The organism is Bifidobacterium sp. W8104 (genome assembly GCF_016100735.1).
GTDB classification, from domain to species: Bacteria; Actinomycetota; Actinomycetes; order Actinomycetales; family Bifidobacteriaceae; genus Bombiscardovia; species Bombiscardovia choladohabitans.
This window is the reverse complement of the sequence record NZ_JACFRW010000001.1, coordinates 541,674-556,099: the sequence shown is the minus strand read 5'-3', so window position 1 is coordinate 556,099 and position 14,426 is coordinate 541,674. Positions and strand designations below refer to the sequence as shown.

Here is a 14,426-nt window from a genome sequence, read left to right as displayed (position 1 = left end):
TGGGCCGTCATCAGGCTGGCTGGGGTGAAGTGGCTAGTTGCTTCCTTGGAATAGCAAGGATGCAACCGTCGGTTGACGGAGAATATCGGTGTCTTTGCCGGGTGCAACCCAAAGCTGGTGGCGGTCGGGGGCCTGCACGTTTCATCATGGTCTCGTTGCTGGTTGAATCGGCATTTTGTCGATCGGGAGAAAGAACGTTATGAGTTTCAGAACCAACGTGCAGTATCTGCGTTCGCAGCGCAACATGACTCAGGAGCAGCTGGCCATGCTGGTGGGGGTGTCCCGTCAGGCGGTGTCCAAGTGGGAGTCGGACAAGGCCTATCCTGAGATGGACAAGCTTCTGGCCATCTGTGACCTCTTCGGCTGCACCCTTGATGACCTGGTCCTGGGTGATGTTCGGCACCCGGGTTCCGGGCAGCGTGCATCCAGGCCGGACCATCAGGAAACCACCCAGGCGACTCCGCCAATCCATGCGACTATGCCGCCTGTCCCGTCTGCTATGGAAGACGTTACCGGCTACGCCTCCTTCAGCAATGTCTACAGTCTTCGGATGGCTTTCGGAATTGCCCTTATCATGCTGGGACTGGCTTTCGGTGGTCTTTTCGCCGGAGTCAGTCAACCGACCGACGCCCAGAATGGTCTGGCCTTTCTTGCTCTGATGATCGGCATCGTCCTGGGCCTGGCCTGTCTCATACCGGCGATTTCCACCAGGAAGGACTTTCGCCGCATGCATCCCTATGTGGCGGATTTCTATACCGATGAGGAGCGCTCGCGAGTTTATCGGCAGACTACCTGGGAGTTGGTCTGCGGTCTGGCTGTCGTGCTCCTGGATGTGGGTATCAACTCTGCCGGATACCTGATCTGGGGCTGGTCCGATCAGGTCAGAGGGTTTGTCTTCTTCCTTCTTCTGGCTCTGGGGGTCTTCCTACTGGTCCACGCTGGAACAAGCCGTAGGATGATGAACCTCCGTGCCTACAACAGGCAGGTTGATTCCGTCGATGACGGTCGCTGGGATACCTATCGTTACGAGCACCGGGTAAGCAATGCCATCAGCGGAACCATCATGGGCCTTTGCACGCTGGTGGCCCTGACCATGCTCTTCTCGGGCAATTACGACAACCTCTTCGGTTGGCGCATCCCATTCTGGGCCATCTGGATCATCGGCGGGGTGTTCTGCGGGGTGCTTCAGTCTCTGATCGGCATCTTCCGCAAGCCTCCTCGTGCCTGAGACTGTTGATTTGCCTTCCCTGGTGGAATGTAGTAGTCTAATAAAGTTGTGTGTTCATCCGTGGCCTTGTGCTGCGGGCCGGAACACCTGGGACGACTTGGAAAACAACGTAAAGGAAGTCATCATGGCAGCTCGTTGCGCGGTGTGCGGCAAGGGCCCGCAGACCGGTTACAGTGTTTCTCATTCGCATATCCGGAACAAGCGCATCTTCCGCCCCAACCTGCAGTCGGTGCACACCACCGTTGATGGCCAGAACGTGCGTCTGCGCGTCTGTGTCAAGTGCCTCAAGGCCGGCAAGGTGCAGCGCGTCGCCGCCTGAGTGCGGTTCGTCGGTCGTATTGGGACCCCCGGGGGCAAAGCTCCGGGGGTTCTTGTCATCCCGGGGGATGATGGTCGGCGCTTGCTTGCGGGAGGTGATCGGGTATGTCGGCAGTGGCTCGAGTTGGTCTGCACAGCACCGTGGCCTCGCTGGTGGCCAATAGGCGTAGGGTGAGCGCTCTCAAGGCTCTGGGTGTGGTTACAGTCGGGGATGCGCTGACCTACTATCCTTTCCGCATCACTGATCCCATGCAGGTCACCACTATTGCTGGCATTCGCCTTGGCCAGCCCTGCGCCTTCGCCGCCCGGGTTGATCAGGTGCGTCTGGTGCCACTGAGCGGGCACAGGGGCTTTCGGCTGGACGTGATGGTGGACGATGCAGCTTTCGTAAGTGGTCGGGGCGGCACTCCGCTAGCGGTCAGGCTGGTCTTCTTCTCTCATAAGAAGCCCTATATGGACTGGATGGTCCGTCGGCTGCAGGTGGGGGCGGATCTGGTCGTGGCCGGTGAGCCCGGTGTCTACATGGACCAGCTCCAGTTCACCCATCCAGAGACCCTGGTTGTGGCCGATGCCGACCAGGGGGTTTCGGCGGGCGCTTCTCGGCCCGATGCTGCCAGCCTTGATGAGGCCCTGGAACGTGTCCGTCGGCCGCGACCGGTCTATCACGCCAGTTCCCGCATCTCCTCGGACCATATTCACGATGTCATTCTGGGTTTTCTGCGTCTGCTGGTGCAGGCCGAAGATGCATCTGACCCCACTCCTGTGGCCGGTGCCGCCGAAGAGGGTCAGCCCAGCGCCGAGGTCCGCATCGATCCAAAAGCGCTGGGCCGGTCCATACCCGATGTGCTGCCCGAGCAGGTCCGTGTCGACCAGGGGCTGATGCATCGTGCCCGTGCCCTGCTGGGTATGCATGCGCCCGACAGTCCTGAGGACTTCGCTGCAGCACGGAAGACCCTGCGTTATGAGGAGGCCTTCGTCTCGCAGACGGCACTTCTGCAGACCCGCCGCCAGACCCAACAGCAGCCCACGTATTCATGCGCGGATTCGGGCGCTGACCGTCCGGAAACCCTGCCTGCCCGTTTCATCGACTCCCTGCCATTCCAGCTGACCGATGGCCAGCGTCAGGTCATCAAGGATATAGGCGTCGACATGGCCCATGATCAGCCCATGCAGCGGCTTCTGCAGGGCGAGGTCGGCTCCGGCAAGACCGTGGTGGCCCTGGCGGCCATGCTCCAGGCGGTCCAGGCTGGCCATCAGGCTGTCTTGGTGGCTCCTACCCAGGTGCTGGCCGAGCAGCACTACGCCTCCATCGGCGCCATGCTCAAGGCCATGGGCACCGATGTGACCGCCACTGCCGTAGCGGGCCGCCATAAGCCTGTGGACAACGTCACCATGATTCGTATGACGGATCAGCTGGTGCTGCCTCTGGTGCTGCTGACCGGAGGCATGAGACTTGCTCAGCGCCGCCCTGCCCTGGCTGTCTCGGCCTCTGGCCGTCCCTGCATTGTCATCGCCACCCATGCGGCCTTCTCCAAGACCTTCCAGGCTCCCAATCTGGCCCTGACGGTCATAGACGAGCAGCATCGTTTCGGAGTCGAGCAGCGCGAGGAGCTGCGTCGCAAATCCGAGCGGGTTCCCCACCTGCTGATCATGACCGCTACGCCCATTCCGCGCACAGCCGCCATGACCTGGTTCGGCGATCTGGATATCTCCACCCTGAACGAGCTGCCCAGCAACCGCAAACCGGTGCGCACCCACGTCATCGCCGAGTCTGACGGAGCGACCATGGGCGCCATGTTTCTCCACCTGCGTCGACGGATCGAGGTTGGGGAGCGGGCCTACGTGATCTGCGCCCGCATCGACGAGGAGGACGACCCCTCGGTTGCCTCTGACCGGCCCGGCCACTCCGGCGGATCCGATTCCCAACCTGAGCTTCTTGCTGAGGAGGACCAAGGTGATGGCCAGCGTCCGCCTCTGCACTCGGTGGTCGAAATGAGCCAGCGCCTGGCCGCCCTGCCGCAGTTCCAGGGCATTGCCATGGCCACGCTGACTGGTCGGGATGACGACGCCACCAAGAATGCCGTCATGGCGGACTTCGCCTCGGGTCGCACCCCCCTGCTGGTTGCAACCACTGTAGTGGAGGTGGGGGTGGATGTGCCCCAAGCCTCCTGCATCGTCATCTTTGATGCCGATCGGTTCGGGCTCTCCCAGCTTCATCAGCTGCGCGGCAGGGTGGGGCGCGGCGGCACGGACTCCTGGGCCTTCCTGATTTCGCGCGCCCCTGCGGATTCCCCGGCTGCAGAACGGCTTGAAGTCATTCGCGACACCACCGATGGGGCCAAAATCGCCGAGGAGGACATTCGCATCAGGGGAGCCGGCGACGTGCTGGGGGATGCCCAGTCCGGTGGCCATTCCTCCCTGAAGCTTCTGCGGGTGGTCACCGATGCGCCCATGATTGCCCGTGCTCGAACCCAGGCGGGACAACTCCTGGAGTCTGACCCCACCCTGGCCGGACAGCCCGAGCTGGCTGGCGCCGTCCTGGACTTCATGAGGGGCAACGAAGGTTTCCTGGTCTCCAGCTGAAAGGACAACAGACCCTATGCACATCATCGCCGGCCGCTTCAAGGGATTCCCCATCCCCGCAGCCCTCAAGGGTACCCGGCCCACCACCGATCGGACCAAGGAGGCCATCTTCTCCCATCTGGAGTCCGAAGGCCTGCTGTCCGGTGCTCGGGTCCTGGATCTGTTCGCCGGCACGGGGGCTTTGGGATTCGAGGCCCTTTCCCGCGGTGCCCAGAGCCTGGTGGCTGTGGAGTCTTCCGGTCGTGTCGCCGGACTGCTGTCACGCTCAGCTGCCGGGCTGCGTCACCATCCGGCCTGGGATTCAGCCATGGATATTCGGGTCAGCAGAAACCGTGCCGAGCGCTTTGTTCGTCCTCTTTCCTCCGGTCATGAGGATGCAGGTCTGTCCGAGGCCTGCTTCGACCTGGTCTTCATGGACCCGCCTTATGACCTGTCGACTGCGGACTGCCAAAGCATCATGACCGGCCTGACCGGTCGAGGAATGGTGGACGATGGAGGCATGATCGTTCTGGAGCGATCGACACGCACCCCGTCGCCCACGGCTCCTGACGGATGGGCTATTGATCAGGCTCGTACCTATGGGGAAACAGCAGTCTACTATCTGACGGCCCGCTGATTATCGCTGCGTTTGAGGGTTGATCGACCAGATGGTTGATCCAGAGGTTTCGGATGGGTTTCCTGCATGTCCCAGCCCAGGTCCTCCAAGAGACGACGGTCTTGCTTATCAAGGGCGGGGCAGTCCAATCGGGCAATCAGATCGGGACGGATTCGACTGGTTCGCCTGATGGCCTCGTCGCGCCGGAAACGGTCCACCTTTCCGTGGTCACCGCTGGTCAGTATCTCGGGCACGGCCATGCCACGCCAGGTGGTGGGACGCGTGTACTGGCGATATTCCAGCAGCGGCTCATCCCCGGTGTAGGACTCCTGCACGATGGATTCAGGATTGCCCATGAAGCCGGGCAGGAGCCGGGTGATGGCCTCCAGCATGACCGAGACGGCCACCTCGCCTCCATTGAGCACGTAGTCGCCGATGGAATACTCTCTGACGTCGACCCCCTGATTCCGGTAGTAGACGGGGATGCGTGCGTCATACCCTTCGTAGCGGCCGCAGCCGAATACCAGCCTCTTCGTCCGTGACAGCTCGGTCGCGTCGGCCTGGGTGAACAGGGGAGCGGATGGGTTGGGGAAGATCAGGACTGGTTTGGCCGCGCCGGCCTCGTGGTTGTCTGCAGATGAATCTGCCTCGGATGCTATGCCGTAGCTTTCGTCGCCGGAACTCTTCCTTGCTTCTTTTCGTTCTTCGGCATCGGCAGTGTTGGCTGTCTGGTCGGTGGTGGGTTGTTGCAGAGCCGATCCGTCTGGAACGTTCAATAAATCGTCCAGGCATCGGCCCCAGACTTCGGGTTTCATCACCATGCCCGCTCCGCCGCCTACCGGAGTGTCATCCACCGAGTGATGCACGTCATGGGTCCAATCGCGCAGATTGTGGGCACGTATGGTCACCAGGCCCTTCTCCTGGGCCTTGCCCAGCAGACTGAGTCCGGTTACGTCAAAATATTCGGGGAAGACGGAAACGATATCGATTTGCATGTGACCAACTCTACCCAAGCCTGTTCGGGTAAGGCGTGTGTCCGGATAGGTACGCCTGAGGGTGTTACACTGGCTTGGTCTTCAAAAGTTTGTGGAGGTGAACCGGATCCCACAGCATGCGGCTGTCAGCCCGGTGTCACCTTGGAAGATGTCATCAACGCAGCCAGAGAGCTATAACCGTTGCGTAAACAGCAATGAGAGCGGCATCGGATGATGCCATGCCGTACGGATCCGTGGAGATGGCTATGTGAACAGTCTGATGCGTGAGGAGCGGACGGTCCATGGTCGACCATGTTGATAAGAAAACAAAACTGCTGATTACCGGCACTGCCGGGCTCGCCTTCTGCGGGGTCCTTTTGGAGACCTCGCTCAACGTCACCTTTCCGGAGATGACCAGGTACTTCAAAACCGGGCTGGGCACTGTCCAATGGCTGACCACCGGCTATCTGCTCGTGGTGGCCTTGACGGTTCTGGCGGCCGCCTGGCTGGAACATTCATTCACTACCCGCGCATTGATTCTGACCAGCGTGGGAATATTCCTGGGCAGCGATCTGATGTGCATTCTCGCCCCATGCTTTCCCGTTCTTATGGCGGGGCGCCTCCTGCAGGGCATCAGCACCGGTATCGCTCTTCCCTTGGTCTTTTCCCTGATTATGAAAAAGGTTCCTCTGCACATCCAGGGCCGCTACGTGGGCAGCGCCGGCATGGCGGTGGCTCTGGCGCCCTCCCTGGGCCCGACCTTCGGCGGAGCCGTTATCCAAGCCTCTTCCTGGCGGGCCATCTTCCTGATCGTGCTGCCCATCGAGCTGGTCTTCGGGCTCATCGCCCTCATCTCGGTTGACAGGGAGAGCGCCCACGTCGGTCCCTTCGCCTGGCTCCAGTTCCTTCTTCTGGGTATTTTCCTGACCGGTCTGACCATGGGTCTGAGCACCTTGGATGTGCATGGTCCTATAACCTGGCTGTCCTTGTTTATCGGGGCCCTGGCCCTTGTTGCAGGGGTCTGGGCTCTTGCCCACCAGAGCACCAGGCTGATCGACATCGCGGTCTTTCGGAACCGTACCTTCACCCTGGCCCTGATCCTTTACTTCCTGGTCCAGTTCGTTCAGATCGGCCTGACATTCATCCTGCCCAACATGGCCCAGTCCGTACTGGGAGAGACCTCCACCGTGGCTGGCCTGCTTCTGTTGCCGGGGAGCCTGCTCTCGGCCCTCTGCCAGCCCATCACAGGAGGCTATTTGGACGGCCATGGCCTGCGGGGACTGCTCGCGGTGGGAAGCACTGCCTTCTTCCTCTCGGCCTTGGGGTTCCTGGTCCTCAGCCGGCACTTGACCGTTCCGCTGATGATTCTTCTCTACGCCTGCTACATGGTCGGTCAGGCTTGCGTCTTCAACAACCTGCTCACGGTCGGACTGCAGCATATCCCAGCCAAACTGGTGCCCGACGGCAACGCGCTCTTCAACACCCTTCAGCAGTATTCAGGTGCCGCCTCGACCGGCGTTCTGGCCGCCATCATCACGGGTATGCCCAAGGCCAGTGGAATTCATGCCGACGCTCAGGCCTTCCAGTTCGGAGCAGTCTGGGCTTTCGTCTTCGTCTTTCTCATCGTCCTGGGCATCCTCCTGGTGACCTGGTTCCTGGAACGCAGCCTGGCCGGTCGGGATGGAGGCGGCGTTCAGGTTGTGTGATGCCTGATTCCTTTTGGAAAGCCGTTTGGTCTTAATTCAGCAATGAGATGCCGGCCCAGACGGCCCAGCCTATTGCAAGGACCAGGTAGGGCCACCAGTGCATGCGGGTGATGGCCACGAACTCCCTGATGAAGGCGGTCGGCCAATAGTAGCCCTTGGTGTGTGAGCCGATTCCGTCGGCATTCAGCCCGACCTTGCTGGCATATTCGCTGGCTCGGAAGACGTGGTAGTCACTGGTGACCAGGGCCACCCGGTAATGCTCTGGCCCGGTGCCCATCTCGTAGCGGTCATCCAGAATCTGCTTGGAATAGCGCAGGTTCTCCAGGGTCGTGGTCGATCTGTCCTCCATGATGATGGCCTCGGCCGGCACCCCACAGGAGTTGCGTAAATACTGAGCCATGGCCCTGGCTTCGCTGATAGCCTCGTCGGGACCCTGACCGCCTGAGACTACAAAGCGCCCGTTTCGTCCCTGTCGTTTCCAGAGGTCCACAGCCTTGTCCAGCCGTCCCCGGAGCAGAGGCGTGGGTTCTTCGCCGCGCAGGCCGGCTCCGTGGATGATGATGTAGTCGTAGCGACGTTTGCGGGGCAGCATCCTGTAGAAGTTGGAATAGAGCAGCAGGGCCAGGAAGGAGAAGAAGAACCAGGTGGCTTCCAGGTCGATCAGCCCGGCCAGCTTCTGCAGCCATGAGGGGGCGCCAAACCCAGCCAGGATGGGCGAAAGAATCATGTAGGCCACCACGGCCAGCGCCAGCAGTCCGGGCAGCAAAGTGGTCAGGGAGACCCCCTCGTGCCGGATGACGATGACCGTATTGGCCAACAGGAAGCAGATCACCAGCAGGGGGGAGAGGATGAGCAGGATGACCAGGGGCAGAATCAGCCAGCGCATCCCGAACTGCAGAAGAAGCGCTCCGCCCAGGGTCAGCAGCAGGAGCAGGAGCCAGATGGCATTGCGGAACTGCCGTGGCTCCTTGTGCAGGTCCCAGAGGAAGAGCAGGCCGAAGATGATGGCGGGTGCATAGAGCAGGAGGAGTTGCAGGTGGTTGGACATGCGCCGATTGCCCCTTTCACGAGAATGGCCGCGTAGGGTCTTACTCCACTGTAGCGAATCGGCCAGTCACCTCCCATCCTTGACATGCCCAGGATTCCCAGACCGCCGTGGTAACATATATGTGGTAAATCTCACACGTTCGGAAGTTGAGTGTGGGCGATTCCCGACGGTGCGAATTCCAGGTCGAGGCCATGATAATGATGGGTCCTTTCAAGGATTGCGCATCGGTGTCCGCATGGACGTGGTCGGTCGCAAGGCAGCGATGCGTTGGAAGGATTAGGGGTTCAAGTGATGTTGGGTTTCTCCGCGATCCGGGGATGGTTCTGACCTGGCGTGCAAGGTTGTAGAGAGGTGCGGTAATGAAAGTAGTGATATTCTCCACCTGTGTGGTGGACCTCATGTTTCCGAACGTGGGGAAGGCCATGGTGGAGGTGCTGGAGCGGTTCGGCTGCGACACCTACCTTCCCAAGCAGCAGATCTGCTGCGCCCAGCCCACCTTCAACAGCGGGTATGTCAAGGAGAGCATGCAGGTCATGCGCAACGAGGTCGATGCCCTGCTGAGCGTGGATGCCGACTACATCGTGGGTCCGGCGGGCTCCTGCGTGAACATGCTCAAGGAGCTGCCCTTCCATCTGAAGAACGACCCGGTCTATGCGGCCAAGGCCCAGACCATGGCTGACAAGACCTATGAGTTCTCGCAGTTCCTCTATAGGGTGCTGGGTGTGCTGGACGCGGGTGCCGAGCTCGATGCCGTGGCCACCTACCACCGCTCCTGCCACATGACCCGGTTGCTGGGGGAGCGGACCAGCCCCTTCGTCCTGCTGGACCATGTCAAGGGACTGACCATGGTCCCCCTGCCCCACATCGAGAACTGCTGCGGGTTCGGCGGCATGTTCTCCATGAAGGAGCCTGAGATCTCCAAGCAGATGGTCGATGAGAAGGTAAACGACGTGCTCAGCACCAAGGCCAGCGTCCTCATCTCCTGCGATCCGGGCTGCCTGATGAACATCGGCGGCCGCTTCAACCGGCGCGGCGAGAAGATCACCATCATGCATCTGGCTGAGGTGCTCAATCACAACGTGGACATGAGCCGCGTCAAGTATGTGGAAGGCCGCTCTGCCGGCGATGGGGCCGTGGGCTCGGTCAGGGTTGCCAAGGAAGAGGGGGCTCTGGTATGAGCAGCATGGTCAATGGCAAGAAGGCCGCGCAATATCTGCGGACCAGCAAGGCTCCCTTCCTGACCAGGGTCAAGGAGTCCGAGCAGGACAAATTCGCCCAGCAGGCGGTGGCCAAGGCCCAGGACGCCCAGTGGGTCAAGCGGGAGGCCGCCCGTCAGGAACTGGGTAACTGGGAACAGTGGCGCGACCTGGGCGAGCAGATTCGCCAGCACGTCATCCGCTACCTGCCTGACTACCTGGAGGAGTTCTCCGACAACGTGGAGAAGCGCGGCGGTCATGTCTTCTTCGCCCAGACCGACGATGAGGCTGCCCAGTACATCAAGCAGATCGCCATCGAAAAGAAGGCCAAGCACGTCGTCAAGAGCAAGTCCATGGTGACCAGTGAGATCAACCTGGACCCCACGCTGATGACTGTGCCCGGCCTGGAGGTGCTGGAGACCGACCTGGCCGAGTTCATCCTGGAGGAGGACGACTGGGACCAGCCCACGCATCTGGTCTTCCCCGCCCTGCACAAGAACCGCGAGCAGGTTCGGCAGGTTTTCGAAAAGAAGCTGGGCTACAAGGGTGACAACGACCCCCAGCACATGGCTCGGTTCTCGCGCAAGGTTCTGCGCAAGCACTTCCTTGAGGCGGACATGGGCATCACCGGCTGCAACTTCGCCGTGGCCGACACGGGCATGATCAACCTGGTGACCAACGAGGGCAACGCCGACCTGGCCATGTGCATCCCCAAGACCCAGGTGGTGGTCATGGGCATGGAGCGTCTGGTGCCGACCATGAAGGAGGCCGAGACCATGGACAACATGCTGGCCCGGTCCGCTGTCGGCCAGAAGCTGACCTCCTACCTGACCTACACCGCGCCACGCACAGACCAGGAGTCGGATGGACCGGACGATGTCTATGTGGTCATTCTGGACAACGGCCGTTCAAACGCGCTGGGAACGGTCTTCGAGCCCATCCTCCAGTGCATCCGCTGCGCCTCCTGCCTGAACGTCTGCCCCATCTACCGGCACATCGGCGGTCACGGCTATGGATCCATCTATCCGGGCCCTGTGGGCTCGGTGCTCTCGCCGGTGTTGGACGGGGGTTACGACGACTTCGGGGACCTGCCCTACGCCTGCAGCCTGTGTGCGGCATGCACGGCCACCTGTCCGGTCAAGATCCCCCTGCATCAGCTCATGATCGAGCACCGGCGGATCATGATGGATGACCAGTCCCAAGCCAATCTGATCGACGACACGGTCATGAGGGTCATGGGTCTGGGAACCGGCCACTCCTCGCTCTTCCGCACTGCCCTGGGTGTGGATCACACCATGCTGACCCCCATATCCAAGAAGCAGCCGGAGACGGCCAAGAACCTCTTCGCCAGTGATCGGCATGTGGAATGGATGCCCTTCGTCTTCGGCGGATGGACCAAGGTACGTGATCTGCCGGATCCGCCCAAGCACGGGGAGAACTTCCGCAGTTGGTTCGCTCATCACAAGAAGGAGCAGCAGGCATGACCGATCGTGAGGTATTCCTGGACTATCTGGCCAAGAAGAGCGGTCGGCCCCGCCACCAGCTCAAGGATCATCCTCTGGTGCCGGTCAACGATTTGCCGGAGACCACCCTGTCGGGTCATACCCAGGACGAGCTGCTGGAGATCGCGCGGAAGAGCAGCGAGGCCGTCCATGTGGACTTCCGTACCTGCACCAAGGCTGGTCTGCCCACCGCCTTGGATGAGTTCATCGACTCGCGCAAGGATGACAGCGACCACGTGATGCTGCCCACCTCCGACCTGTTCGCGGACTTCGGTCTGGAGGAGTGGAGGGACGGCCTGAACCCGCCCGCCACTTTCTGGAAGCCGGGGGCCAGTCGCGAGGAGAACATCAGGACCGCCGACGAGTCCGGAACGGCCATCGCCTTTGCGGACTTCCTGCTGGCCGAGTCCGGCACCATCACCGTGGCTACCACCCCGGGTCAGGGTCGTGCCTTCCACTTCCTGCCGGTGCACTATCTGAGCATCATCCGCAAGTCCAAGATCCTGCCACGAACCCGGCAGGCCATGGACTACTACGACCCGGCTCTGGTCTCAGGCGAGCTCAAGACCTCCAACATCAACTTCATCACCGGCCCCTCCAACACGGGCGACATCGAGATGGTGATCGTGGTGGGCGTGCATGGCCCCCTGGATATGACATATCTTGTGGTCGAAGACATGTAGCTCTATAACATTTCCTGCTTAGGCAGGCGCATTTCCCGTATGTGGGGAGTCAGTGTCCTTTTCGAACCGCTGACTCCCCGCATGCGGTTGTGCTAAAAGATAGGTTCAGTCCAGGCCAGGCAGGAGTCCTCCAGGTGGATCAATGGCCACGTACCCCTTTTCAATATCAACCTGGGGCACCAGGGCTTCGACGAAGGGTATCAGCCCTTCCGCTTCCTCTTCGCCTTCTTCGGCGGCCATGCGAATCTGCAGCTGCTGCTGGGCTACACCGTCCAGTACGTTGCTGACTTGGCCGACTACTCGTCCGGATGGTTCACCCAGAGAGTTGCCCGGGGCCATGCGAACCTCGAGCCCGATCAGATCCTCGGGATACCAGGCGTCCTCCTGTGCCAGCTCCTCGGCTGGATCAGCCTGGACATACAGTTCGATGCCGTTCAGCGCTTCGGATGCGTTCCTGTCTTCCACCCCTTTGAAGAGGACGATCCAACGCTGCTTGAAGCGGCGGGATGAGACCACCCTGAAAACCTGCCCGTCCTTGGTCTGCAACTGGGTGTCGGGGGCGAAGCGCCGCTCGGGCTCATCGGTGTAGGCATACACGTTGACCTCGCCCTTGAGTCCCTGGGCGCGGCCGATACGGCAGACCCTCAGCAACCTTTGCTGCTGAGGGTCCGGACCCTGCGGGTCGTGATTGGTGGACCAGCTGGGGCTCACCGGCGCACGTCCATGATGTCGACGCGCACCTTGTGGTCGGCCAGCGCCTGGATCACGGTGCGGATGGCGTTGGCGGTCCTGCCGCCCCTGCCGATCACGCGGCCGATGTCCTCGGGGTTGACCCGCACCCGCAACAGCTCTCCGCGAGAGTTCTCGTGGGACTTGACCGACACGTCATCGGGAAAGTCCACGATGTTCCTGATCAGGTGCTCAACGGCCTGTGCAAGCATGATAGCCGGTCCTTCCAATTCTTGGTGAATGTGCCTTACTCAGCAGCCTGCTCGGCCTGGGCGGCATCCGCCGACTCATCGGCCTTGGGGGCTTCCTTCTCCGCCTCAGCCTTGGCCTTGGCGTCAGCCTCTGACTTGGCGGCCTTGAGCTTCTGGGCTTCGTTCTGTGCCTGCTCGATGCGGGCCTGGGCGTCGACCTCGGCCTGCGGCACCTTAAGGGTGCCTTCCTTGCCGGGCAGATCCTTGAACTTCTGCCAGTCGCCGGTGATCTTCAGAAGGTTGAAGACAGGGTCGCTGGGCTGAGCGCCCACACCCAGCCAGTACTGGGCGCGCTCGGAGTCGATCTTGATTGAAGAGGGCTGGGTGTTGGGATCGTAGGTGCCGATCTCCTCAATGACCTTGCCATCGCGCTTCTTGCGGGAATCGACCACGACCACGCGGTAGAAGGGGTAGAACTTCTTGCCCATTCTCTTCAGACGAATTCTGGTTGCCAAAACGGCTCTCCTTGGTACTTGGTGTGCCCGGCGGCGTCTCCATGTGGGGCATGGTGGCGCTCCTGGCGTGTTCCTCACGGCCGTCGGAATGAGAGGGCTCCTTCGGACATGAATAACAGCAAAAGTATACCTCTACCGGGGGATATGGCGGGTGGTGAGCCTGTACGGTGTTCAGAGCCGACGAGGCAGAGTCAGCCGGGCCACCAGAGCCCGGTGGTCGCTGCCAGGAATCCGGAGGGCATGCATGGACTGCGGGACCAGGCCACCGTCCGTAAGAATATGGTCGATTTCAATCAACGGGGGCAGCGCGCTTACGGAGGGGAAGGTCGGATGGCTGCCGGCTTTCAGATGCAAAGAAGCGTCACGCAGCCCGGATTTGGCCAGCATGGCCCGGAAGGTCGGATGTTGCAGGGTGGCGTTGCAATCGCCCATGACGATGGTGGGCACGGGCGGATGGGTCAGCCTGGCCAGGGCGGCGATGCCCATGCCCCACTGTCTGGCGCCTCGTTGGGGTGATTTGGGATGGACGCTGGCCACTCGGATCGGTCCAGAGCTGGTCTTGAGCTCGACCAGGGGGACTGCAGCCGCCGGAAGGACCAGGGCCGATGGCGAGGCTTTGACGGGTTGCTTGGCCGAGAAAATAACGTTGTGGCCGCCGTTGTCGTCAGGGCTCGCAACCCCCTGCGTCAGATAGGGCAGGAGCTGATTCAGGCCCGCAGCCTGAAGCGATTCCAGCAGCTTCCCCTTTACCTCCTGCAGGGCCAGCACTTCTACCCCATAGGCGCGCACGCAACGCACGACCTCTTCAGGATCGGCCCGGCCGAAGCGGCAGTTCAGAGTCATGACGCTCAGTCCATGGTCGGATGATGAATGGCTGGCCCGGTCTGCTGGAGGCAGCCGGTAGCGTAGGCGCTGGCAGCTGACCAGAGTGAGTTCTATCAGTGCCAGCAGGCATTGGGGCCAGGCGCGCGCGAAGACCGTCCACAAGAGTATGACTAACAGGGGAGCGGTCAGCAGGTCGATCAGGGCGATCAGCTCCACCAGGGGGCGGTGCCGGTCAGCTCCGGCTGGCAGGAAGCGCAGGGCCATCCACAAGGCGATGAGCCCCAGGAGAATCCAGAGAAGGGTGTTCACGTGCCATTGTCTCCTGCAGGAGTG

Annotated in this window: 14 protein-coding genes; 8 read left to right on the top strand and 6 right to left on the bottom strand. The window is 61.4% G+C overall.

The window, feature by feature from the left end; translation table 11 throughout:
- Positions 1–199: 199 nt before the first annotated feature.
- The 4 genes from H3U89_RS02115 to rsmD all read left to right on the top strand — a co-directional run bounded on the left by H3U89_RS02115 (position 200) and on the right by rsmD (position 4,745).
- A complete protein-coding gene (locus H3U89_RS02115) occupies positions 200–1,228 on the top strand; it encodes a helix-turn-helix transcriptional regulator (protein ID WP_198178703.1) in 1,029 nt (342 codons plus the stop codon).
- 124 nt (positions 1,229–1,352) lie between these two features.
- A complete protein-coding gene (gene rpmB / locus H3U89_RS02110; RefSeq protein ID WP_029677698.1) occupies positions 1,353–1,547 on the top strand; it encodes a 50S ribosomal protein L28 in 195 nt (64 codons plus the stop codon).
- 104 nt (positions 1,548–1,651) lie between these two features.
- Positions 1,652–4,129 carry an ATP-dependent DNA helicase RecG gene (locus tag H3U89_RS02105; protein ID WP_198178705.1) on the top strand — a complete coding sequence of 826 codons (2,478 nt, stop codon included), beginning with the start codon at positions 1,652–1,654 and terminating at the stop codon, positions 4,127–4,129.
- A gap of 16 nt (positions 4,130–4,145) precedes the next feature.
- Positions 4,146–4,745 carry a 16S rRNA (guanine(966)-N(2))-methyltransferase RsmD gene (rsmD, locus tag H3U89_RS02100; protein ID WP_198176852.1) on the top strand — a complete coding sequence of 200 codons (600 nt, stop codon included), beginning with the start codon at positions 4,146–4,148 and terminating at the stop codon, positions 4,743–4,745.
- Here the strand turns inward: rsmD and trmD are convergent.
- Positions 4,727–5,719 carry a tRNA (guanosine(37)-N1)-methyltransferase TrmD gene (gene trmD, locus H3U89_RS02095; RefSeq protein ID WP_198178707.1) on the bottom strand — a complete coding sequence of 331 codons (993 nt, stop codon included), beginning with the start codon at positions 5,717–5,719 and terminating at the stop codon, positions 4,727–4,729. The two genes, rsmD and trmD, sit on opposite strands and share 19 nt — an antisense overlap.
- A 281-nt stretch (positions 5,720–6,000) precedes the next feature.
- Between trmD and H3U89_RS02090 the strand changes: the two genes are divergently transcribed.
- Entirely contained in the window at positions 6,001–7,404 is a 1,404-nt protein-coding gene (locus H3U89_RS02090; protein ID WP_198178708.1) for an MFS transporter, read from the top strand.
- A gap of 31 nt (positions 7,405–7,435) precedes the next feature.
- Here the strand turns inward: H3U89_RS02090 and H3U89_RS02085 are convergent, their stop codons facing one another.
- Complete coding sequence (locus H3U89_RS02085; protein WP_232342880.1) at positions 7,436–8,452, bottom strand: YdcF family protein; 1,017 nt, start codon at positions 8,450–8,452, stop codon at positions 7,436–7,438.
- Between the two features lie 359 nt (positions 8,453–8,811).
- Between H3U89_RS02085 and H3U89_RS02080 the strand changes: the two genes are divergently transcribed.
- The 3 genes from H3U89_RS02080 to H3U89_RS02070 are packed head-to-tail and all read left to right on the top strand — an operon-like array spanning position 8,812 to position 11,833.
- Positions 8,812–9,630: a (Fe-S)-binding protein gene (locus H3U89_RS02080; protein ID WP_198178711.1), complete on the top strand. Its 819-nt coding sequence runs from the start codon at positions 8,812–8,814 to the stop codon at positions 9,628–9,630.
- Positions 9,627–11,132 carry a LutB/LldF family L-lactate oxidation iron-sulfur protein gene (locus H3U89_RS02075; RefSeq protein ID WP_082069326.1) on the top strand — a complete coding sequence of 502 codons (1,506 nt, stop codon included), beginning with the start codon at positions 9,627–9,629 and terminating at the stop codon, positions 11,130–11,132. Before H3U89_RS02080 ends, H3U89_RS02075 begins: the two co-directional genes overlap by 4 nt.
- On the top strand, positions 11,129–11,833 hold the full coding sequence (locus tag H3U89_RS02070) for a LutC/YkgG family protein (protein ID WP_045935029.1): 705 nt from the start codon (positions 11,129–11,131) through the stop codon (positions 11,831–11,833). Before H3U89_RS02075 ends, H3U89_RS02070 begins: the two co-directional genes overlap by 4 nt.
- A gap of 105 nt (positions 11,834–11,938) precedes the next feature.
- Here the strand turns inward: H3U89_RS02070 and rimM are convergent, their stop codons facing one another.
- From rimM to H3U89_RS02050, 4 genes are all read right to left on the bottom strand, one after another.
- Positions 11,939–12,544, bottom strand: coding sequence for a ribosome maturation factor RimM (gene rimM / locus H3U89_RS02065; protein WP_198178713.1), 606 nt, complete (start codon positions 12,542–12,544; stop codon positions 11,939–11,941).
- The gene (locus H3U89_RS02060) at positions 12,541–12,774 is read right to left on the bottom strand and encodes an RNA-binding protein (protein ID WP_015021362.1); all 234 of its coding nucleotides are present in this window, start codon (positions 12,772–12,774) and stop codon (positions 12,541–12,543) included. Before H3U89_RS02060 ends, rimM begins: the two co-directional genes overlap by 4 nt.
- A 35-nt stretch (positions 12,775–12,809) precedes the next feature.
- Positions 12,810–13,268 (bottom strand): 30S ribosomal protein S16, encoded by a 459-nt coding sequence (rpsP, locus tag H3U89_RS02055; RefSeq protein ID WP_029677710.1) that lies wholly within the window; start codon positions 13,266–13,268, stop codon positions 12,810–12,812.
- 171 nt (positions 13,269–13,439) lie between these two features.
- On the bottom strand, positions 13,440–14,402 hold the full coding sequence (locus H3U89_RS02050) for an endonuclease/exonuclease/phosphatase family protein (protein WP_198178715.1): 963 nt from the start codon (positions 14,400–14,402) through the stop codon (positions 13,440–13,442).
- Positions 14,403–14,426: the final 24 nt, after the last annotated feature.